The following is a 20,113-nucleotide window of genomic DNA, read 5'->3' as shown; positions in this document are numbered from 1 at the left end:
GGTCATGAAGAACCTGGGGGCGCTGCTGCGGCACATCCACCTCAACGGGCCGACCTCGCGGGCCGCGCTGACGGAGGAGTTCGGGCTGAACCGCAGCACGACCATGGCGCTGACCGCCGAGCTCGCCGCCCTGGGCCTGGTCAGGGAGGAGCTGCCCGACGACGTCCAGAAGGCCGGGCGGCCCTCGCTGGTGGTCAGCCCCGAGAGCGAGAAGGTGTTCGTGCTCGCCTTCGACGTGGCGGTCGACTGGCTGGTGGCGGCGCGGGTCGGGCTCGGGGGCGTCATCCTCGACCGGCGGGCGGCGGTGCGGCAACGACGGTTCCCCGACCTCGACGACGTCGTCGGCACGCTGGCCGAGTTCGCCCGCCAGCTCCTGCGCGACGTGCCCGACGGCGCGGTCTGCGTGGGGGTCGGGGCCTCGTTCTGCGGCATGATCCGGCCCCACGACGGCACCGTCAGGTACGGCCCCAAGACGGGCTGGGTCGACCAGGCCTTCGGGCCCGAGCTGGAACGCCGGCTGCCCCTCGACCTGCCCGTCAGGGTGGGCAACGAGGCGCACCTCGGCGCGGTCGCCGAGAACCAGCGCGGCGCCGGGATCGGCTTCCGCGACCTCATCTACCTGCACGGCGACGTCGGCGTGGGCGGCGGGGTGATCGTCGACGGCAAGCGGCTGGGCGGCAACGACGGCTACGCGGCCGAGGCCGGGCACATGGTCGTGAACCCCTTCGACGGGCGGCCGTGCCTGTGCGGTTCGCGGGGCTGCCTGGAGGCGGAGGTCGGCGAGAGCGCCCTGCTCGACCTGGCCGGCTGGCCCCACGGCAGCGTCGGCCGCGACGCCGTCGCCTCGGTCGTGCACGCCGCCGAACGCGGCGACCGGACCGCCCGCGAGGCGCTCAACCGGGTCGGCGACTGGCTGGGGGTCGGGGTGGCCAACCTGATCAACCTGTTCAACCCGGGCGTGATCGTCTTCGGCGGCATGCTGCGCGACGTCTACCGGGGCTCGGCCGAGCAGGTCCGCACCCGCATCGAGGCCAACGTCCTGCCGGTGTCGCGGGAGCGGGTGGAGTTGCGCATCGCCGCACTCGGCGACGACACGACGCTGGTGGGCGGGGCGGAACTGGGCTTCGCGGGGCTGCTGGACGATCCGGCGCAGGCCGTCAGGCGGGCCCATCGACCGAGAGGCTGATCGTCGCCGGGCTCATCTTCGTGTACGGGCAGAGCGCCTCCGCCCGCGCCACGAGAAGGGCCGCCAGGTCGGGGTCGGCGTCCGGCCAGGTGACCGCCAGGTCGGCCCGCACCTGGTAGCCGTCGTCGCCGGGGTCGCGGCCGAAGGCCACCGTCACCGCCACGCTGATCGACGAGGGGTCGAGGTGGTGCCGCCGGGCCGCCAGGCTCAGCGCCGCCTGGAAACAGGCCGCGTACGCGGCGGCGAAGAGCTGCTCCGGGTTCGGCCCGCCGGAGTCGCCGCCGAGTTCCCGGGGCAGCCGCAGCTCCAGGTCGAGCGCGCCGTCGGCCGAGACCGCCCGGCCGGTGGCCCGGCCGTGGGCCGAACTGCCGCCGGTCACGGTGACGCTCGTGACGTACAGAGTCATGGCCGGTGCCAGCCCTCCAGCTTGTCGGGGTTGAGCACGATCCACACCGCCGTCACGTCGGTCGCGGCCACGCTGACGCTCACCACTGCGACCGCCCGCCCGTTCTGCCGCAGCACCAGGCCGGTCCGCCCGTTCACCGGTTCGACGGCGGCCTCGACCCCGGCCAGCAGCCGGGACAGGTACCGGGTGACGGCCTCGGCGCCGTGGGTCGGATCGAGCGGGGCGCGAACCTTGCCGCCGCCGTCGCTGACGACCAGGACGTCCGGGGACAACACCGCCCGCAGCGCGGGCGCGTCGCCGGTGGAGCAGGCGGCGGCGAAGCGGTGGGCGACGTGATCGTGCCGGACCGAGGGCACGAGGCCGCGCCGGGGCCGTGGCGCGGTCCGCGGCACGGGTGGCGGGTGCGGGGCGCCGGCGGCCAGGAGCTCCAGGCAGATGCCCCCGGCCACGCGGGTCAGCCACGCCCGTGGGCTGGTGATCGCGGCGCGCTCGGCTTCGGTGAGGGCGTACCAGCGGCGGTAGGTCTCCTGGACGATCTGGTCGGCGGCCGTCTCGGAGCCGAACAACCAGGTCGCGACGTCGATCAGGTGGCGGCGCTCGTCGAGCATCTCCGTCAGGGAATCGGTCATTTCGAATAGCCGGCGAGTTTGTCGGGGTTCATGACCCAGAGCAGCTGGTGGATGCCGTCGCGTGAGGCGTCGAGGACGAGCAGGGCCCCGCCGGTCTTCTCCCGGGCCGGGACGAACACGGCCGGGGCGCCGTTCGCCTCGACGAAGGTGACCGTCGCGCCGGGCCAGAAGCGGGGGGCGAAGGAGGCGACGAACTTGGTCACGCGCGGGACGCCGTGCATCACCAGGCGGGCCGCGCCCCGGACGCCGTTCCCGTCGGTCAGGCTCACGACGTCTTCGGCGAACAGGTGCTCCAGGGCCACGACGTCGCCCGACTGGGCGGCGTCCAGGAAGGTCTCCAGCAGGCGGCGGTGCTCGGTCTTGTCGATGGGCTCGTGCCGCCCGGCCGCCAGGTGCTTGCGGGCCCGGCTCACGAGCTGGCGCGCGTTGGCCGCGCTGACCTGGATGATCTCCGCGATCTGCTCGTACGGGTAGACGAACGCCTCCCGCAGCACATAGGCCGCCCGCTCGGTCGGCGTGAGCCGTTCGAGCAGCAGCAGGAAGGCGAACTCCAGCGCCTCCCCGCGCTCGGCCCCCAGGGTGGGGTCGGCGCTGGTGTCGACCGGTTCGGGCAACCACGGCCCGATGTAGGACTCCCGCCGCGCCCGCGCCGACCGCGCCACGTTGATCGACAACCGGGTGGCGATCGTCGCCAGGAACGCCGGTGGGCTCTGCACGGCCGACCGGTCGGTGTCCTGCCAGCGCAACCAGACGTCCTGGACGACGTCCTCGGCCTCGGCCGCGCTGCCCAGCATGCGGTAGGCGATGCCGAACAGGCGCGGCCGAAGCTCGGTGAAGACCGATGCGGCGTTCTCCAGCGAATCCACGAGCCTCACTTCATCGGACGTGGGTGACGGCGTCGAGGATGGTCCGCGTCACCGTGTCGGGCCACGAGACGGCGATCGCGTGGGAGGCGCCGGAGATCTCCCGGGTGCCCATGGAACCGGCCCGTTCCGCCATGAAGCGCATCGCCTCGACCGGGATGGTCGCGTCGCGTTCCCCGTACACGAACCACGACGGCGTCTCCCGCCAGGCCGCCCTGGTGGCCAGGTCGGTCAGCGCCCGTTCGGTGACCGGGCGCTGCAGCACCGCCGTCACCGCCGCCCACTCGGGGTCGACGTCGTGGCAGAACTGCCGGTGGAACCGGTCGGCGGCGATGCGGAACTCGACGCCGCCGGTGGCGACCGGGTAGGAGACCAGATTCTCGGCCAGGGTGCCGCCCTCGAACTTCTGCGCCAGCGTCAGGGCGCTCTCGCACGTCTCCGGGGCGAAGGCCGAGACGTACACGAGCGCCCTCACCGCCGGATGGACGGCCTCGGTGATCACCATGCCGCCGTAGGAGTGGCCGACCAGGACGACCGGCCCCCCGATGCCGTCGACCACGTCGCGGACGTAGGCGGCGTCGCCCTCCAGGTCGCGCAGCGGGTTCGCCACCGCGACGACGGGCAGCCTGTTGGCGTGCATCCGCCGGATGACGCGCTTCCAGCCGCCCGACCCGGTGAAGGCGCCGTGGACCAGGACGACGGTGGGATTCATCGGGCGTCCCAGATGACGTCCTCTTCGAGCACCTCCACGGTGCCGATGAGGCCGCGGAGGCCGATCTCCTCGCGTTCGGCGTCGGCCGGGTCGTACAACCACTCGGTGATCGGCTCTTCGGCGAGCTCCTCCGGGTGGCTGTTCTCGGCCATGGCCAGTTCGGCCTCCAGGAATTCCTCGTTCATCGCGACCATCCCAGGCGGTCGAGTTCGTCCTGTTCGACGAAGGTGAGCATCGGCGTGCCCGGCGCGCAGAACATCGTGACGGTGAACTTCAGCCGCATGTCGTCGCGGGCGTTGCCGTCCTGGAAGTGGATGGGGTCGCCGCCCGGCTCCCAGAAGACCTCGCCGGCCTTGATGATCCTGACCGGCTGCCCCTGCAGCTCGAACCGCATCTCCCCCTCGATGACGTAGCCGAAGGCCGGGCCCGAGTGGCGGTGGGGCGGAGTTCCGGGGTCGCCGGGCGGATACTCGATGACGATGGTCGAGGCGTGCGCCCCCTGCGGGATGAACGGAGGGTCGACCTCCTGGAGCACCGTCAGCGCGGTCTTCCATGCTTCGGACATGTGATCACTTCCCCTGGTTGTCCTTGAGCCAGTCGAAATAGCCGATCCGGCCGAGGGTCGCCCCGTCCTCGGGCACGAGCGTGCGCTGCTCCAGCTCACTGCCGAAATAGCGGGCGTGGACGTCGGTCACGACCGTGCGCGGGTCTCCGAGGGCCTTGAGCGCCTCGCCGATGAACTCGTCCATCTGGTACTGGTCGGGCCCGGCGATCTCCAGCCGCCCGTTCAGCGGCGCGCCGACGGCGACCTTGGCGACGTTCAGCGACACCTCGGCCGCCGCGATGGGCTGGAACCGGACCGGCGCGACGTGCACGCCGTCGTCGCGGGTCGCCTCGTCGGCGATGCCCTTGACGAACTCGAAGAACTGGGTGGCGTGGACGAGCGAGTAGGGCACCCCCGCGCCCTCGATGAGCTTCTCCTGGGCGATCTTGGCCCGGAAGTAGTCGTTGTCGGGCAGCCGCTCGCTCCCGACGATCGAGAGGGCGACGTGGTGCCCGACCCCGGCGGCCTTCTCGGCCTCAAGGAGGTTCGAGGTGGACGTGGTGAAGAAGTTCCACACGTCCTCCCGCTTCCAGGACGGCGAGTTCGACACGTCGACCACGACGTCGGCGCCCTCCATCACCTCCGCCAGCCCCTCACCGGTGAGGGTGTTCACCCCCGTGCTGGGCGCGGCGGCGACCCCCTGGTGACCGTGCTCCTCCAGCTTCTCGATCATCCTGGACCCGATCAACCCGGTGCCCCCGATGACGACGATCTTCATGGCCTTCCCCTTCTTTCGTTGCCGGACGTCAGCTAGGACAGGGGAGAGCCTGAAGTTGTGACAAAAGCCGCGAACTTCTTTTCAGATACCCAGTGACCTGGGTTTATATGACAGGCGCCTCCCAGAGGGCGCCGACCGGCACGGCGAGCATCCCGTCGCCGAAGGAGAAGGTCTGGGCGCCGGTGTGCAGAACGATCCCCGCCACGAAGTCACCGCCGACCCGCCCGGCGAGATGACGGAGCCCGGCGAAGTCGTCGGGCCGTACGGTCGAGGCCGCCTTGACCTCGATGCCGATCACCTGGCCTTGGCGGTTCTGCAGGACGGCGTCCACCTCGACCTTGTCCTTGGTCCGGTAGTGGTAGAGCTCGACGAGCGTCTCGGACCAGGTCGCCTGGCGGGCCAGCTCCATCAGGACGAAGCCTTCGAGCAGTGGCCCGAACGGGCCGCCGGGACGGAGGAGGCTACGGGCGTCGACACCGAGAAGACTGGCCGCCACGCCCGAGTCGACGAAGGCGACCTTGGGAGTGTGCACGGCCCGGTTGCTGATGTTCCTCGACCACGCGGGCACTCGCTTGACCAGAAAGACCTCCTCGAGGAGGGCGAGGAACCGGGCGGTGGTCGTGCCGGGCAGTCCGAGATCCCGGCCCAGCGACTGCATGACGAGCAACTGCCCCGACCTCGCCGCGAGGGTTCTGATCAGCGCGCGGAGTTCGGCGGTGCGCTCGATCTCCGACAACCGCATCACGTCACGGTTGATCAGGTCGCCGACGTAGGAGTCGAAGAACCGCTGCCTGCGCCTGGGGTTGTCGCGGGCGACGGCCTCGGGATAGCCCCCGCGGATCAGGCGGTTCGCGTAGTCGGCCCTGGTGAGCTCTGATGTGTGCCGGAACGCGGAGCCGTCGGCGAAGACCGCGTCGATGAATCGGTCGGGACGGTCGTCGATCTCGCCTTGGGAGAACGGCCAGAGCTCGATCGTCTCCATGCGGCCGGGCAGGGTGTCCGGGAGCGAACGCAGGGCCAGCAGCCGGGACGACCCGGTCAGCAGGAACCGGCCAGGCCGGGGATCGGCGTCCACCTGGGACTTGATGGCCAGCAGAAGCTCGGGAGCACGCTGGATCTCGTCGATGACCATCCGCTCTGGGAAGTCGACGAAGCCGGACGGGTCTGAGAGTGCGGCCTGCAGGGTGAGGGGATCGTCGAGATCACGCCACTCGCCCGCCTTGGCGAGTTGCCGGACCAGTGTGCTCTTGCCCGATTGACGTGCGCCGTTGATCAGGACGACCCGCGTGTCGGCGAGCGCGTCGGCGACGGCCTGCTCGGCGTGCCGACGGATGAGACGGCCCAATGGCGTGGCGACCATACACCCCATGATGGCATCCCGTGGTGAGATGGTCGCTCGTCTCATGGTGATTTGGTCGCTGGTGTCGTGGTGAATCGGTCGCAACGGGAAAGGGGGGCGCCGGTCGCCCGGCGCCCCCCTTTTGGATCTTGTCTAGCTGCCGTAGACCTCGAACTGGAAGAGCGAGTAGCCCCAGGCCGTGCCTCGGGTCGTGCCGTAGATCCGGACGTACCTGGCCTGGTTGTTCAGGCCCGTGTTGTCGTCCTCGCCGCCGTTGCCGCCGGTCACCGATCTGGCCGTGGTCCAGGTCGATCCGTTGGTGGAGGTCTGGATCTGGTACGCCGAGCCGTAGGCCGCCTCCCACAGCAGGCGGACCCGGTTGATCGTGTACGTCTGGCCCAGGTCGACCTGGATCCACTGCGGGTCGGCGAAGGCGCTGGCCCACCTCGTCGTGGCCGAGGAGTCGACCGCGGCCGAGGCCGGGTAGGCGGCCGCCTCCACGCTCGATGCCGTGGCCGGCTTGTTCAGGGCGAGGTTGGTGACGGTCGGCGTACAGGGCCGGAGGAAGGTGAAGTCGTCGACGTCGAACAGGCCGGTGCCCGTGCCGGTGAAGGTGAGGAAGATGTTCGCGGTGCCCGCCGGGACGCCGCTCAGGGGGGCCAGCACGTCGGCGTAGGTGTCCCAGCTTCCGGTGTTCGGGACCGTCAGGGTGCCCAGGATCGGGCCCGTCTGGGAGCCGGTGCGTACCTGGATCTGGCCGCCGTTGCCGCCGGAGACGACGCGGGCCCGGATCGCGGTCGCGCCGCCGACGGTGATGTTGTTGTAGCCCGCCCAGTCGCCCGGCTCGATGTAGCCGAGGGTCTGGCCGTTGTTGGCGCCCGCCTTGGTGAAGGCCTGGGCGCCGTTCACCGAGGTGAACGACTCGGCGTGCACGCGCACGTCGCAGGTCGGCTGCCCGCCCAGCTCCTTGATCCGGACGTTGCGGAACGACGCCTGGTCGCCGGAGCCGTGGTTCTGGAGGCCGATGTAGCCGTCGAGGTTGCGGGCGGCGTCGGTGTTGGTGAAGTCGTTGATCAGCGCGCCGTTCAGGTAGACCCGGACACGCTGGCCCTCGACCAGCAGCTCGTAGGTGTTCCACTCGCCCGGCGGGTTCAGGTTGGCGTCGCGGGCGGCGATGTCGGCCGACTTGAAGCCGTAGATCGAGCCGGTGGTGCGGTCGGCCGTGTCGGTGGCGTCGATCTGGATCTCGTAGCCCTGGTTGACGGCGATGTTGGGGTCGCCGCCGGGGTTCGGGAAGCCGATGAAGATGCCCGAGTTGCTGTCGCCGGTGAGCCGCCAGTCGGCCTTGAGCGAGTAGCTGGTGTACTGCTTGGCGTTGTACCAGAACAGGCCCATGCCGCCGACGGACGACAGGGTCGCGTCGGAGTTGGAGAAGCTGCCCGGTCCCGACTGCGACCAGCCCGTGGTCGAGCCGTTGTAGAGCGTCGTGTAGCCCGTCTCGGGGCGGCAGTCGGCGTCGGCGCGCTTGGCGGCGTACCGGATGCCGCCGAGGAGCTGGCTGCGGAAGCCCGCCTCGGCGTACGTCGACTGGGTGTGGCCGAAGCCCGTGTAGAACGAGCGGCCGTTGTCGATGCCCTTGCACCACGTGATCGGGTGGTCGGCGCCCATCGAGCCGCCTGAGTAGGTCGACTCGTCGAGCGTGGCCAGGACCCGGGCGGTCGAGCGCGGGTTGGTCTGGTAGTTGTACAGCTCGTCGGTGCGGGTCCACGCCGACGGCAGGTGGGCGGTCGCCGGGTGGGCCCGGTTCTCGGTCCGCGAGGTCACCTGCTGGATCGCCGGGTGGCTGGCGAAGTAGGCGCCCGCCAGCGTGTTGTAGAACGGCCAGGCGTACTCGGTGTCGGCCGCCGCGTGCACGCCGACGTAGCCGCCGCCGCCGCGGATGTAGCTCTCGAACGCCGTCTGCTGGGTGGCGTTCAGCACGTCGCCGGTCGTGTTGAGGAACACGACCGTCTCGTACTGGGCGAGGTTGGCCGTCGTGAAGGCGGCGGCGTCCTCGGTGGCGGTCACCGTGAAGCTGTTGGCCGCGCCCAGGTCGCGGATGGCCTGGGTGCCGACCGCGATCGAGTCGTGCCGGAAGCCGGCTGTCTTGGAGAAGACGAGCACGTCGTAGGGGGCGTCGGCGGCCTGGGCCGGTGACGCCGTCAGGGTGGTGGCGGCCAGGGCGATGGCCCCGGCTGCCGTCAGTAACTTCCGCATCAGGAAACCGTCCACTTCTGGTTCGCGGCCGCGGTGCAGGTCTGCTGGGACACGACGGTGCTGTCGGCGGTGCTGCTACCCGTCACGTCGAGGCACTTGGCCGATCCGACGTTGCGGATCGTGCCGTCGCTGTTCACCGTCCAGTTCTGGGCGTTGGTGCCGTTGCACGTGTAGATCTGGATCTTCGCGCCGTTGGCGGTGCTGGCGCCCGAGACGTCGAGGCACTTGCCGAGGGCCCGGAAGGTCTGTCCGGTACGGGTCCACGTCTGCGCCGCCGAGCCGTTGCACGTGTAGATCTGCACCTGGGTGCCGTCGGTGGCGGTGCCGCCCCGGACGTCGAGGCACTTGCCGCCCAGACCGGTGACGCGACCGCCGGCGGGCGGGGTGCCGGTCGTGAAGGTGAAGCTGTCGAGGTCGAACAGGGCCCCGGTGCCGGTGCCGGCGAAGGTCACATAGAGCGAGGTCGCGGTCGACGGCGCGCCTGAGATCGTGCCGGTGACGTTGACGAAGGTCTCCCAGCCGCCGGTCGGCGCGACGGCCGCCTGCCCGATGATCGGGCCGGTCGCCGAGCCGGTGCGGAACTGGAGAGTGCCGCCGATCCCGGCCGAGGAGACCCGGGCGGTGAACGAGGTCACGTTGTCGAGCTTGTACGGGTCGAACTGGATCCAGTCGCCGTTGTGGATGTCGCCGACCGTCCGGCCGCCGTCGGCGGTCGTCTTGGTCATCGGCGCGACGCCCGACGAGGTCTTGTAGTGCTCGGCCTGGCGCTTGCGCGGCTGGAGCAGGTGCTGGGTGTGGGTGGTCAGGCCGCCGTTGTCGGTGTAGGACGCGTCGAAGATCGGGAAGATGTTGGCCGCGTCGTCGTGCTCGCCGTCGACCGGGATGGTGATCGTGCCCGAGCAGCCGTTCTGCGCGGTGATCTGGTGGGCGTGCTGGTCGTGGCCGAGCAGGTAGGTCATGGTCACCCGCGAGCAGGTGACCGTGCCGTCCTCGGGGTCGGTGACGGTGACGCTCCACGGCACGCTGTCGCCGAAGGAGGCGAGCTGGCCGGAGGCCGGCAGGTTGATCGTCACGGTCGGGGCGGTGTTGCCGACGCTGATCACGACGCTCGCGGTGCCGGTCGCGCCCTGCGGGTCGCGGACGGTCAGCGTGGCCGTGTAGGTGCCGTTGGTGCTGTAGGTCTTGGTCGGGTTGGCCGCCGTCGAGGTGGTGCCGTCGCCGAACGCCCACGAGTAGGTCAGCGCGCCGCCCTCGGGGTCGCTGGAGCCGGCCGAGGAGAACGTCACGGCCAGCGGGGCCGCGCCCGAGGTCCGGTTGGCGCTCGCCACGGCGTTCGGGGCGCGGTTGCCGCCGCCGACGTAGTCGTAGCGGTAGAGGGCGCTGTTGGCGTCGCCGTTGAAGTAGCCGGTGCCGTAGTCGAGCACGTAGTAGGCGCCGTCGGGGCCGAACGCCGAGTCCATGACCTGCTTGCCGTTCCACGGGAAGGTGTCGATCGTGCCGACCGACCCGTCGGTGTTGACGTGGATGGGCTTGACCCAGCCGCGGCCGAACTCGGTGGCGAAGAACTGGCCGTCGAACGACTGCGGGAACTTCGTGGCCGAGGTGTTGGAGGCGCTGTAGCGGTAGACCGGGCCGCCCATGGGCGACTCGCTGCCGCCGCCGAACGCGGCGGGCGTGCCCGCGTCACCGCCGTAGCGGATCCAGGCCGGGCGCGGCTGCGGCAGCGTCTGGAGGCCGGTGTTGCGGAAGGAGTTGTTGGTCGGCTGCCCCGCGCAGTTGAACTTCGCACCGGTCGAGTTGGTGGCGAAGTTCCACTCGTTGTACGTCTCGCTCGTGGTGTTCGTGCCGGTGCAGTAGGGCCAGCCGTAGTTGCCGGGGCTGGTGACCCGGTTGAACTCGACCTGGCCCGAGGGACCCCGGGTCGAGCTGGTGGAGCCCGCGTCGGGGCCGTAGTCGCCGACGTAGACGATGCCCGTGGCCTTGTCGACGCTGATCCGGAACGGGTTGCGGAAGCCCATCGCGTAGATCTCGGGACGGGTGCCCGCGGTGCCCGGGGCGAACAGGTTGCCCGACGGGATCGAGTAGGTCCCGTCGGCGTTCACCTTGATGCGAAGGATCTTGCCGCGCAGGTCGTTGGTGTTGCCGGCGCTGCGCTGGGCGTCGTAGGCGGGGTTGCGCTCGGTCCGCTCGTCGATCGGCGAGTAGCCGGCCGACTCGAACGGGTTGGTGTCGTCACCCGTCGACAGGTAGAGGTTGCCGGCCGCGTCGAAGTCCATGTCGCCGCCGACGTGGCAGCACATGCCGCGGTTGGCGGGCACGTCCAGGACGTTGACCTGGCTGCCCATGTTGAGGGTGAAGTTGGCGTTGAGCGTGAACCGGGACAGGCGGTTCACGCCGGTCCACGTCGTCCAGGTGGCGGCGGTTCCGGAGGCGGGGGCGTCGCCGGACGGGGTGCTCAGCGGCGGCGCGTAGTAGAGGTAGATGTGCCGGTTGGTGGCGAAGCCGGGGTCGACGGCGACGCCCTGCAGGCCTTCTTCGTCGTGGGTGTAGACCGGCAGCGTGCCGATGACGGAGGTGTTGCCCGCGGCGTCGGTCCGCCGCAGGGTGCCGTTGCGGGCCGTGTGCAGGACCGAGCGGTCGGGTAACACGGCGAGCGACATCGGCTCACCCATCTCGGGCTCGCCCTTGGCGAGGGTGACCTGCTGGAAGTCGGTCGCGTTGATGGTGTGGGCCTGTGCGGGGACGGCGGTGACGCCCGACAGGAGGAGCAGTGATGCGGTGGCGATCAGCCACCTGCGGCGGTGTTTCATGTGCATCCTTAAGGCGGACTTGACTCGATCGAAGCGTAAATTGTTTCGGGGACATGGTCTAGAAGTTACGTACAGTCCAACTAATCTTTTGATTTTTCAGACGAAAGTAGCTTGTGAGGTAGTTTTTTCCCGTGAAGACCAACCGCCCGGAGAACCCGCACCAGGCCGCGCTGCTGCGCCTTCTCCGCGACGGGCCCAGGTCCCGAGCCCAGCTCAACGACCTCACCTCCGACGGGATGTCACGGTCCAAGCTCAACGCCGAGCTCGACCGCCTGATCGAGCTCGACCTGGCCGAACCCGACGGCTTCGCCGAGTCGCGGGGCGGCCGTCGGTCCGGCCTCGTCAGGTTGTCGGCCACCACCCGTTTCGCGGCCATCGACATCGGCGCCACCTCGGTCGACGTCGCCGTCACCGACGGGGAGCTCAACGTGCTGGGCCACGTCAGCGAGCCGATCGACATAAGGAACGGCCCCGCCCCGGTGCTCGACCGGGTCTTCGACCTCGTCGGCAAACTCCGGGAGCAGGGGCTCTACCGGCAGCTCAACGGGGCGGGCATCGGCGTGCCGGGACCGGTGAGCTTCGCCGAGGGCGTGCCGGTGGTGCCGCCGATCATGCCCGGCTGGAACCGCTACCCGCTGCGCGAGACGGTCAGCCAGGAACTCGCGTGCCCCGCGATGCTCGACAACGACGTGAACCTGATGGCGCTCGGCGAGCTGCACGCCGGGGTCGCCCGTCAGGTCGACGACTTCCTGCTGGTCAAGATCGGCACCGGGGTCGGCTGCGGCATCGTGGTCGACGGCCGGATCTACCGAGGGGTGTCCGGCAGCGCCGGAGACATCGGCCACATGATGGTCGACGAAGACGGGCCGCTGTGCCCGTGCGGCAACATCGGCTGCCTGGAGGCCTACTTCGGCGGCTCCGCGCTGGCCGCCCAGGCCGAGTCGGCCGCCCGCAACGGGACCTCACCCCATCTGGCCGCGCGCCTGGCCGCCACGGGGTCGGTGACCGCCGAAGACGTCGCCATCGCCGCCGCCCAGGGCGATCCGGTGGCCATCCAGCTGATAAGGGACGGCGGGCGCCGGGTCGGCCAGGTGCTCGCCGGGCTCGTCAGCTTCTTCAACCCCGGCCTGGTGATCATCGCGGGCGGGGTGGCCCGCCTGGGGCACATCCTGCTGGCCGAGATCCGCAGCGTCGTCTACCGCCGGTCGCTGCCGCTGGCGACCGGCAACCTGCCGATCGTGTTGTCGGAGCTGGAGGACGTCGCGGGTGTGGTGGGCGCCGCCCGGCTCATCAGCGACCACGTGTACTCCGCATGAGAGAACCGGGGCGCCTCCGAAGAGGCGCCCCGGCTTCGTGGACTAGCTGTAGTACTCGATCAGAGCCTCGGCGTCCCGGAGGAAGGTCGCCTTCGCCTCGGCGTTGTCGACGATCTTGGGATCGTTCACCGCCTCGACGAACCGCTCAAGCTTCTTGATGATCTTCGGCTTGTCGCGGTCGCGGCCCTTGTCCTCCGACACCATGACCTTCGCGATGTCGTCCTGGAGCTTCGCGGCCCCGGTCGCCGAGAGTTTCCCGGCTGCCTGGAACCGCTCGATCAGGAGCGAGATGTCGTCGGTCGAGGTCGTGGTCGTGAACCTGACCTCCTTGGAGTACGTCCCGCCGGCCTCGGTCGTGACGGTCACCAGGAGGATGTGCTCGCCCAGGGCGAGCTTGTGGAGCGGCTGGATCGAGCCCGAGACGTACGGCTGGCCGTCGAGCGTGCCGGTCACCGTCTTGACGCCGGCGCCCGCCACCTCCCAGGCGATCGTCACGTCGGAGCCGTCACCGTAGGTCCCGCCGCCCTCGATCCCGGTGATCACGATCGTCGGCTCGGTGTCCTCGATCGTGATCGTCGCGGCCTTGGTCTCCTCGACGTTGCCCGCCTTGTCGATCGCCCGGTAGCGGAGCTCGTGGTCGCCCACGCCGGTCACGGCGACCGCGGCGGTGTAGGTCGTCCAGTCGCCGCCGTCGAGGCTGTACTCGATCTTCTCCACGCCCGAGGTGGCGTCGGTCGCGGCCAGCGCCACCTGGTTCCCCGGCAGGAAGTCCGCCGTGGTCAGGGGGGTGGTCGCGTCGACCTTCAGGGCCAGCGACCTGGCCGGCTCGACGTTGCCGGCCTTGTCGACCGACCGGTAGTTCAGCGTGTGCGGGCCGTCGCCGGTCACCACGACCGGTTCGACGTACGTCGTCCACGCGCCGCCGTCGAGCTGGAACTCGGTCTTCTCCACACCGCTGCCGCCGGCGTTGTCGGTGGCGGCCAGCGCCACCTGGACCAGGCTGGTGAACCAGCCGCTGGCCGGGAGCGCCGGGTTCGGCGTCGCGGTCGTGGCCGGGGCGGTGGTGTCGCTGCTCGGCTGGGTCACCTTGAAGTAGTCGAACTTGGCCGGCTTCGCCGCCGTCTGGTTGGCGCCCAGGGCGAACAGGCCGATCCGGCCCGCGCCGACCGCCGTGTTGGTCACGGCCTCGGCGATGTTCGTCCAGGTGGTGCCGTCGGCCGAGTAGGAACCGCGGAAGGTGGTGCCGGTCTTCTGCAGGCGCAGGTACCAGACGCCCTGGGTGAGGTTGTTCGCCCCGGGCTGCGGGTTCTGCACCGAACCGCCGACCTCGCTGCGCAGCTCGATGCGGCGGGTGACCGCCGAGCCGGCCGTGTTGTCGGTGAGGAAGTCGAACTTCACGTAGTTGTCGTCGTCGACGTGCACGATCAGACCACCCTGGTGGTACTGCTCGTTGAACGCCGAGCCGTCGAGCTTGGTCTCCAGGGTCCAGTCGCCCGAGGGCGCGGTCTGGAGGATGAAGTTCTTCGGCGCGGTGTTGGCCGTGCCGTAGATGTCACCCTGCGCGGTGTCGATCTCCAGGTTGCCGCCGGCGACGCGGTGGGTGGCGGCGTCCGGACGGACGACCGCGTTCCACCGGCAGACGTCGAGCGCGGTGCCGTCGAACTCGTCGTTCGGGCCCGGCTTGACGGCCTTGTCGTCGGGGGTGATGTGGAACCAGTCGAAGGCGGCGTCGACGATCGGGCGGGTGCCCGAACCGGCCAGCGAGACCAGGCCGATGCGCGGGTTGGCGATCCCGGCCAGCGACTTGGTCTGCGTCATCGCGGTGAAGGTCGCGCCGTCCTGCGAGTAGTGCGCGGTGATGTTGGCGCCGTCGCTGACGAACCGCACGTAGACGGTGTCGGAGTAGGCGTCGCCGAGGGTGGGCGAGTTGCTGGCGGCGACCTCGTTCGGCACGCCGTTCTCCTCGCGGATGAACTGGAACACGCGGTTGGCGTGGTCGTTCGTGCCGCGCGCCTGGAGCACCATCTTGGCGTAGTTGTCGTCGTCGCCGTAGATGAGCAGGCCCGCCTGCTGGTACTGGTTGCGGGCGTCCATGGTGAACTTCGCGGTGGCCGTCCACGCGCCCTGCGGCGCGGGCTGGAGCACGATGTTCGGGGTGCCCGTGTTGTTGGTGCCGTAGATGTCGGTCAGCGAGGTCGGCAGGATGACCTTGCCGTCCTGTACCCGCAGGTTCTGGTCCTCGCGGATGACCGACCAGCGGTCACGGTCGAGCGACGTGCCCAGGAAGTCGTCGGAACGACCCGAGAAGCACGTGCTGGTCACCGCGTCGACCCTGATGGCCACCGACGCGGTGGTGGCCGCGCCGCGGGCGTCGGTCACGGTCACCGAGGCGGTGTGCGTGCCGGGGGCCGCGTAGGTGTTGCTCGCCGTCGCGGTGGTCGGCCCGAAGTTCCACTTGTACGTCAGCGGCGTGTCCCCATCGGGATCGGTCGCCGTGGCGGTGAAGTCGACCTTCAGCGGAGCCGTGCCCGACAGCGGGCTGGCCGTGACCGTCACGACGGGGCGCTGGTTCTCGGTGACGCCCTTGCCGATGAAGTCGATCCAGTTGAAGTTGAGCAGCGAGTCGCCCGCGGCCGCGCTGGCCGGCTTGCGCAGCACGAAGAACAGCGGCCCGGTCGTCGCCGGAGCACTGTTCAGGGTCAGCGTGACGTCCTTGTACGTCTGCCACGCCCCCGTCGGGGTGATGTCGATCTGGCCGACCACGGGGCCGTTGTCCGGGTTGCCGGTCTTCACGAGCACGGTGCCGCCCACGCCGGCCGAGGCCGTGCGGAACCGGATCTGGGAGATGCCGCCCAGGTTGATCGGGGTGAAGGAGAACCAGTCGCCGTCCTGGGTGAACCCGATGTTCTGGTTGCCGCCCTGGGTGTCGCCGGTGTTCTCGATCTGCACGCCCGGGGCGTCGGTGCCCACCCCGTCGGCGACGCGGCCGGTGCCCGAGAAGTGCTCGGCCTGCTTGCGCTTGGGCTGGAGGATGACCTCGGCCCGGCCGGTCAGCGACTGCGAACCGCCCTGGCCGCCCTTGTCGGCGTACGTCGCCTCAAGGATGTAGAAGAGGTTGTCGTCGATCCCGTGACCGCTGTCGGTCAGGGTCTGGATGGTGCCCGAACAACCCTCGTGCTGGTCGAGCGGGTGACCGTGGCTGTCGTGACCCAGGTAGGCCTGGATCTTGACGTCGTCGCAGTCGATCGTGCCGTCCTCGGGGTCGGTGACGGTGATCTTGTAGTTCACCTGGTCGCCGAACTCGAAGAAGCCGCCGTTCGGGGGCAGGTCGAGGGTGACGGTCGGGCGGGTGTTGCCGGCGTTGATCGGCAGGTTGGCGGTGCCGGTCAGGCCGTCGGGGTTGGTCACCGTGAGCACGGCGCTGAACTGGCCGGCCTGGGTGTAGGTGTGGCTCGGGTGCTGCTCCGTCGAGTCGGTCGAGCCGTTCCCGTCGAAGTCCCAGGCGTAGGTCAGCGGCTTGCCGTCGGGGTCGCTGGAGCCCTGGCTGGAGAACTGCACGGCCAGCGGGGTCGGGCCGTCGGTCTTGTCGGCCGTGATCCGGGCGATCGGCGGGCGGGTGCCCTTCACGTAGTCGATGCGGTAGATGCCGGAGTCGGCGTTGTCGCCGCCGAAGCCGGAGCCCCACTCGATCAGGTAGAGCGCGCCGTCGGGGCCGAACTTGATGTCCATCGGCCGCTTGAACGCCATCGAGCCGAGGATCTGGTTGATCTTGACCTGGCTGGTGCCGGGCTCGTCGAGCAGGAACGAGAACATCTTGTTCGTGTTCCACTCACCCATGATCGCCTTGCCGTCCCAGTAGGCCGGCCACTTGCGGTCCGACTCGATCGCCGGGTCGAAGCGGTACACCGGCCCCGCCATGGGGGCGCCGCCGTTCAGCTCGGGGAAGCTGTTCGGGTTGGTCTGGCTGACGTAGTGGATGTTCGCCGAGATCGCGGGCGGGATGTTGGTCAGGCCCGTGTTGTTCGGCGAGTTGTTGACCAGGTTCGCGCAGTTGAACGCCTGGCCGGAGACCCGGGTGCCGAAGTTGTAGTCGATGTACGGCGTGTTGCCGCCCACGCAGTACGGCCAGCCGTAGTTGCCCGGCTTGCTGACGAGGTTCCACTCCACGGTGCCCTGCGGGCCGCGGTTGGGGTTGGCGGCGCCCGCGTCGGGGCCGTAGTCGGCCACCATGAGCAGGCCGGTCTTGGCGTCCAGGCCCACGCGGAACGGGTTGCGGAAGCCCATCGCGTAGATCTCGGGACGGGTCTGGGCGGTACCCGGGGGGAACAGGTTGCCCTCGGGGATCGTGTACGTGCCGTCGGCCTGCGGGCGGATGCGCAGGACCTTGCCGCTCAGGTCGTTGGTGTTGCCCGCGGTGCGCTGGGCGTCCCAGGCGGCGCGGCCGGCCTGCTCGTCAATCGGCGTGTAGCCGTCGGAGGCGAACGGGTTGGTGTTGTCGCCCGTGGTCAGCCAGAGGTCGCCGGTCTTGTGGTCGATCGCCAGGCCGCCGCCGTGGTGGCAGCACTCGGCGCGCTGGACCGGGATGTTGAGGACCTGGACCTCGCTCGACAGGTCGAGGGTGTCGCCGGTGACCGTGAAACGGCTCAGGCGGTCGACGTTGACGCCGGCGGGGGAGTAGTAGACGTACACCCAGCCGTTGGTGGCGAAGTTCGTGTCCAGCACCAGGCCCATGAGGCCGGCCTCGTTGGCGGTGTAGACGTTGAACCGGGCGGCCGTGACGGTGGCGCCGCTGGGCTTGATGATGCGGAAGTCACCGAGGCGGTCGATGTAGAAGACGCGGCCGTCCTTGGCGACGTCCAGCATCATCGGGTTCGAGGTGTTGTCGTCGAGGGTGACCTTCTCGAAGCTGGAGCTCTGCGAGGCCGCGCAGTCGGCCTTCTCGACGCCCGCCGCCGTGCGGATGCCGCCGAGCAGCATCTTGGTGAAGTTGGCCTCAGTGAAGCTCTCCTTGGTGTGGCCGAGGCCGGTGTACCAGGAGCGGCCGCCGTCGTAGTCCTGGCACCAGGAGATCGGGTGGTCGATCCCCATCGTGCCGCCGGTGTAGGACTTCTCGTCGAGCGACTGCAGCACGTGCACGGTGCTGCGCGGGTTGGTCTGGTAGTCGTACCACTCGTCGACCCGGGTCCAGGTCGTCGGCAGGTGCGCCGTGGACGGGTGGGCCGGGTCCTCGGTCCTGAGGGTGGCCTGCTGGGTGGCCGGGTGGGACTTGAAGTAGCCGCCGACCAGCTTGCCGTACCACTCCCAGTTGTAGTGGGTGTCGGAGGCCGAGTGGATGCCCGCGAAACCGCCGCCGCCCTGGATGTACTTCTCCAGGGCCTCCCGCTCGGACGCGTTGCTCAGCGGGTCGCCGGTGGTCGACAGGAAGACGACCGCCGCGTACTGCGCGAGGTTGGCGTCGGTGAAGGCCGCGCTGTTCTCGGTGGCGTCGACGGCGAAGTTGTTCTCCGTGCCGAGCTTCTGGATCGCGGCGATGCCGTCGGGGATCGAGTCGTGCCGGAAACCGGTCGTCTTGGAGAAGACGAGGATCTTGAACTCGGGATCAGCCGCCGCTGCGGCGGCCTGCGCCTGGGCGTGCGCGGCCACCGGCGGCGTCAAAGGCAGCACGAGGGCAGCGGCCAAGAGGAGAACCTTGGCCAGCCTTCGAAAAGGCATGAGAGACCTTTCCTGACAGGAGGGAGACAGTCAGGCAAAGCGCGCGCGCCGATCACGCTGCCACGTATTCAGTTAGCCGGAGATGCCACTCCCCGGGTGATTAATGAGGTTTGTAACACGGATGTTTCCGCTGGGCACAGGGGTGATCAGGTAACGATTGCGATCAGTGCAGCGGCTTCGGCAGCTTGATCGTCACGATGCGGCTCTTCACACCGCTGTCGACGAGGCGTCCGTCGGCCCCGAACTCGCCCAGCCCGAAGTCGTTGTCGTTGGCCACCACGATGGTCCTCGGGTCGAGCACGGCCAGGCCCTCGACCTTGCCCGGCAGCGTCGGGGCCACCTTCGACAGGTCGGCGACCAGCGTCTTCGGCGCCGGGCGCACCTGCGTCAGGTCGGTCAGCGCCTCCAGCGAGGGGGTGGTGGACGTCTGGTCGTACCGGCCGCCGAGGAGGTTCTTGGCCTTGGCCAGGTCGATCTCGTAGACGTGCGCGACCCGGTCGGTGCGCTCGTCGACCAGGATCCGGTCACCCGCTACGTGGGCCAGGCCGGAGATCTTCATCTGGCTCTGGTCGCCGTTGTACGACGGGTCGAAGGTCCTGATGTCCTCGAACCGGTAGGCGTACTCGCCGGTGACCCGGCCGCGCCGGAGGTCGAACGTGAGGATGCGCGCGGTTCGCGAGGTGTCGCCGACGGCCTTCGTCGGGTTCTGCAGCGGGCTCTGCACCGCCAGGTAGAGGGTGTTCCCGTTGATCGCCAGGCCCTCGAAGCCGCGGTTCTGCGGCCGGAGCGCGAGGATGCCGGGCAGCACGTCCTTCACCGGGTAGTCGGCGCCGGTCAGGTTCAGGCCCTCGGGCACGTACCGGGCGATGACCCGGCCCTTCGACGACACGTGCAGCAGCGACGGGCCGTACTCGTCGACCAGCCAGAAGTCGCCGTGCCGGTCGACCACGACGTCCTCGGTGTCGACGCCGCTGGGGTTGTAGCCGAGCTTGGTCAGGCCGTCCCAGGTGTAGGGCAGCTCGTCGTGGCCCGCCTGGTTCGACATGCCGGTGACGGGCCGGCCCGACCGGCCGGTGATCGGGATCCACTGCTTGACCTCGACGCCGTGCCGGGTCGACACACGCGCGATGGCCGGGGCGAACTCGGGGATCGGGAAGGTACGCCGCTTCTCTCCCGCGATCGTCGGCTGCCCGTTGGGGCCGCGGTCGGTGACCATCCAGAACTCGCCGCTCCGGGAGGCGGGGAACAACCCGGAACCGACGCCGCCCAGCTTCACGCCCCGGTCGTCGGCGATCGACGACTGGAGCTCCTGCAACGGGATCGAGGGGATGGTGACGTCCGCGACGACGACCGGGGCGGGGACGGGCTTCGCCGCGGCCGTACCAGGGACGGCGAGCGTCGCGGCGGCCAGGGCCAGACCGGCGAGGGCGGGACGGAACATCGGCGTACCTTCCGTTATGTCACAAGATTGCCAGCCGACCACCGTAATGACCGATATTGAACAGTGGGCCTCATCCCGATGAAGGGAAACCGGCGGGTGGGCTGTCGGGGGATCGTGCCTT

At 69.7% G+C, this 20,113-nt stretch carries 14 protein-coding genes; 2 read left to right on the top strand and 12 right to left on the bottom strand.

The window, feature by feature from the left end:
- Positions 1–4: 4 nt before the first annotated feature.
- Positions 5–1,186, top strand: coding sequence for an ROK family protein (locus QSK34_RS22260; RefSeq protein ID WP_161479627.1), 1,182 nt, complete (start codon positions 5–7; stop codon positions 1,184–1,186).
- Here QSK34_RS22260 and QSK34_RS22255 read toward each other — a convergent pair.
- The 10 genes from QSK34_RS22255 to QSK34_RS22210 all read right to left on the bottom strand — a co-directional run bounded on the left by QSK34_RS22255 (position 1,158) and on the right by QSK34_RS22210 (position 11,523).
- On the bottom strand, positions 1,158–1,592 hold the full coding sequence (locus QSK34_RS22255) for an Ohr family peroxiredoxin (protein WP_285586164.1): 435 nt from the start codon (positions 1,590–1,592) through the stop codon (positions 1,158–1,160). The genes QSK34_RS22260 and QSK34_RS22255 overlap by 29 nt on opposite strands.
- The gene (locus tag QSK34_RS22250) at positions 1,589–2,221 is read right to left on the bottom strand and encodes a sigma factor (RefSeq protein ID WP_285586163.1); all 633 of its coding nucleotides are present in this window, start codon (positions 2,219–2,221) and stop codon (positions 1,589–1,591) included. The genes QSK34_RS22255 and QSK34_RS22250 overlap by 4 nt, the downstream gene beginning before the upstream one ends.
- Positions 2,218–3,096, bottom strand: coding sequence for an RNA polymerase sigma-70 factor (locus tag QSK34_RS22245; RefSeq protein ID WP_161479630.1), 879 nt, complete (start codon positions 3,094–3,096; stop codon positions 2,218–2,220). The genes QSK34_RS22250 and QSK34_RS22245 overlap by 4 nt, the downstream gene beginning before the upstream one ends.
- A gap of 1 nt (position 3,097) precedes the next feature.
- Positions 3,098–3,796: an alpha/beta fold hydrolase gene (locus QSK34_RS22240; protein WP_285586161.1), complete on the bottom strand. Its 699-nt coding sequence runs from the start codon at positions 3,794–3,796 to the stop codon at positions 3,098–3,100.
- Positions 3,793–3,981 (bottom strand): hypothetical protein, encoded by a 189-nt coding sequence (locus QSK34_RS22235; RefSeq protein WP_285586160.1) that lies wholly within the window; start codon positions 3,979–3,981, stop codon positions 3,793–3,795. Before QSK34_RS22235 ends, QSK34_RS22240 begins: the two co-directional genes overlap by 4 nt.
- Positions 3,978–4,361, bottom strand: a complete 384-nt coding sequence (locus tag QSK34_RS22230; RefSeq protein WP_285586159.1) for a cupin domain-containing protein — start codon at positions 4,359–4,361, stop codon at positions 3,978–3,980. Before QSK34_RS22230 ends, QSK34_RS22235 begins: the two co-directional genes overlap by 4 nt.
- A 4-nt stretch (positions 4,362–4,365) precedes the next feature.
- The gene (locus QSK34_RS22225) at positions 4,366–5,118 is read right to left on the bottom strand and encodes an SDR family oxidoreductase (RefSeq protein WP_285586158.1); all 753 of its coding nucleotides are present in this window, start codon (positions 5,116–5,118) and stop codon (positions 4,366–4,368) included.
- A gap of 103 nt (positions 5,119–5,221) precedes the next feature.
- A complete protein-coding gene (locus QSK34_RS22220) occupies positions 5,222–6,478 on the bottom strand; it encodes an ATP-binding protein (protein ID WP_285586157.1) in 1,257 nt (418 codons plus the stop codon).
- Positions 6,479–6,610: 132 nt separating this feature from the next.
- Entirely contained in the window at positions 6,611–8,713 is a 2,103-nt protein-coding gene (locus QSK34_RS22215; RefSeq protein ID WP_285586155.1) for a ThuA domain-containing protein, read from the bottom strand.
- On the bottom strand, positions 8,713–11,523 hold the full coding sequence (locus QSK34_RS22210) for a PQQ-dependent sugar dehydrogenase (protein ID WP_285586154.1): 2,811 nt from the start codon (positions 11,521–11,523) through the stop codon (positions 8,713–8,715). Before QSK34_RS22210 ends, QSK34_RS22215 begins: the two co-directional genes overlap by 1 nt.
- A gap of 131 nt (positions 11,524–11,654) precedes the next feature.
- Between QSK34_RS22210 and QSK34_RS22205 the strand changes: the two genes are divergently transcribed.
- Entirely contained in the window at positions 11,655–12,839 is a 1,185-nt protein-coding gene (locus QSK34_RS22205; RefSeq protein WP_285586153.1) for an ROK family transcriptional regulator, read from the top strand.
- A gap of 42 nt (positions 12,840–12,881) precedes the next feature.
- On the opposite strand, the gene QSK34_RS22200 is transcribed toward QSK34_RS22205, so the two are convergent.
- Positions 12,882–18,518 (bottom strand): ThuA domain-containing protein, encoded by a 5,637-nt coding sequence (locus QSK34_RS22200; protein WP_285586152.1) that lies wholly within the window; start codon positions 18,516–18,518, stop codon positions 12,882–12,884.
- A 196-nt stretch (positions 18,519–18,714) separates the two neighbouring features.
- Complete coding sequence (locus QSK34_RS22195) at positions 18,715–19,992, bottom strand: esterase-like activity of phytase family protein (RefSeq protein ID WP_285586151.1); 1,278 nt, start codon at positions 19,990–19,992, stop codon at positions 18,715–18,717.
- Positions 19,993–20,113 lie beyond the last annotated feature (121 nt).

It is taken from the genome of Herbidospora sp. NBRC 101105, from assembly GCF_030269205.1.
Classification (GTDB): domain Bacteria; phylum Actinomycetota; class Actinomycetes; order Streptosporangiales; family Streptosporangiaceae; genus Herbidospora; species Herbidospora solisilvae.
Note: the sequence above shows the minus strand (reverse complement) of the source record. Positions and strands in the feature narration are given on the sequence as shown.

Bases quoted from the DNA above. Each gene is read 5' to 3' on its own strand.
- QSK34_RS22260 (WP_161479627.1), top strand. From the start codon at position 5: ATGAAGAACCTGGGGGCGCTGCTGCGGCACATCCACCTCAACGGGCCG.
- QSK34_RS22255 (WP_285586164.1), bottom strand. From the start codon at position 1,592: ATGACTCTGTACGTCACGAGCGTCACCGTGACCGGCGGCAGTTCGGCC.
- QSK34_RS22250 (WP_285586163.1), bottom strand. From the start codon at position 2,221: ATGACCGATTCCCTGACGGAGATGCTCGACGAGCGCCGCCACCTGATC.
- QSK34_RS22240 (WP_285586161.1), bottom strand. From the start codon at position 3,796: ATGAATCCCACCGTCGTCCTGGTCCACGGCGCCTTCACCGGGTCGGGC.
- QSK34_RS22235 (WP_285586160.1), bottom strand. From the start codon at position 3,981: ATGAACGAGGAATTCCTGGAGGCCGAACTGGCCATGGCCGAGAACAGC.
- QSK34_RS22230 (WP_285586159.1), bottom strand. From the start codon at position 4,361: ATGTCCGAAGCATGGAAGACCGCGCTGACGGTGCTCCAGGAGGTCGAC.
- QSK34_RS22225 (WP_285586158.1), bottom strand. From the start codon at position 5,118: ATGAAGATCGTCGTCATCGGGGGCACCGGGTTGATCGGGTCCAGGATG.
- QSK34_RS22220 (WP_285586157.1), bottom strand. From the start codon at position 6,478: ATGGTCGCCACGCCATTGGGCCGTCTCATCCGTCGGCACGCCGAGCAG.
- QSK34_RS22215 (WP_285586155.1), bottom strand. From the start codon at position 8,713: ATGCGGAAGTTACTGACGGCAGCCGGGGCCATCGCCCTGGCCGCCACC.
- QSK34_RS22210 (WP_285586154.1), bottom strand. From the start codon at position 11,523: ATGAAACACCGCCGCAGGTGGCTGATCGCCACCGCATCACTGCTCCTC.
- QSK34_RS22195 (WP_285586151.1), bottom strand. From the start codon at position 19,992: ATGTTCCGTCCCGCCCTCGCCGGTCTGGCCCTGGCCGCCGCGACGCTC.